1 pseudogene is annotated in these 536 nt (G+C 67.9%); it reads left to right on the top strand.

Features of this window, described 5'->3' with window-relative positions:
- A pseudogene (locus tag F2P45_RS34445) lies at nucleotides 1-536 on the top strand (DNA primase); the annotation flags it as partial.

The raw sequence follows: 536 nt of genomic DNA, 5'->3' as shown, positions 1-536 counted from the left end.
TGATGAACCGCTGCCTGGTGCTGACGGTGAACGAGAGCCGCGAGCAGACGCGCGCCATCCACGCGCGCCAGCGCAGCCGCCAGACCCTGGCCGGCATGCTGGCCCAGAACGACAAACAGGCGATCACGGCGCTCCACAAGAACGCGCAGCGGCTGATTGCGCCGGTGTGCGTGGTCAACCCGTACGCCGACCAGCTGACCTTCCTGGACGACAAGACGCGCATGCGGCGCGACCACATGAAATACCTGACCCTGATCCGGGCCATCACCCTGCTGCACCAGCATCAGCGGGAAGTAAAAACCGTTCAGCACAATGGCCAGACGCTGGCCTACATCGAGGCGACCCGGGACGACATCGCGCTGGCCAATCGCATTGCGCACGAGGTGCTGGGGCGCACGCTGGACGAACTGCCGCCGCAGACGCGGCGCCTGCTCGTGCTGCTGCGGGACTGGGGCGCGGCCCGCAGCGCAACCCTGGGCATGGCGCCGGGCGAGTTCCGCTTTACGCGGCGCGAGGTGCGCGACGAAACCAGCTGG

This window comes from Massilia mucilaginosa (genome assembly GCF_011682145.1).
Lineage (GTDB): Bacteria > Pseudomonadota > Gammaproteobacteria > Burkholderiales > Burkholderiaceae_D > Telluria_A > Telluria_A mucilaginosa.
This window is presented reverse-complemented; position numbering and strand designations above follow the sequence as displayed.